General features: G+C 48.0%; 1 protein-coding gene. It reads right to left on the reverse strand.

The annotated features are described in order from the left end of the window. Positions 1–537: cbb3-type cytochrome c oxidase subunit I (locus tag A3751_RS02090; RefSeq protein ID WP_197466112.1), on the reverse strand; the 537-nt coding region annotated here is incomplete at both ends.

Genomic DNA, 537 nt, shown 5'->3' on the forward strand with positions numbered 1-537 from the left:
GAGTGATAGCCAAACAACCGTTTACGCGAAAATGTTGGAATAATCTGACTCACCACTCCAAAAGCAGGGAGGATCATGATGTACACCTCAGGGTGCCCAAAGAACCAGAAAATGTGCTGGAACAGAACTGGATCACCACCACCTGCCGCATTGAAGAAGCTCGTACCGAAGTGAACGTCCATTAGCATCATGGTGACAACGCCAGCCAATACCGGCATAACAGCGATGAGCAGGAAGGCTGTAATCAACCATGTCCAGACAAACAACGGCATTTTCATTAGCGTCATGCCCGGCGCACGCATATTCAAAATGGTTGCGATAACGTTGATCGCCCCCATAATCGAAGAGATGCCCATCATATGCACACCAAAGATAAAGTAAGTCACTGTATCAGGGGCATATGTTGTGGAAAGAGGCGCATAGAATGTCCAACCAAAGTTGGGTGCGCCACCTTCCATAAACAGGGTGCTCAGCAGCAGACCGAATGCAAACGGCAGAATCCAAAAACTCCAGTTATTCATTCTTGGCAAGGCCATA

Source organism: Oleiphilus sp. HI0080 (assembly GCF_001635135.1).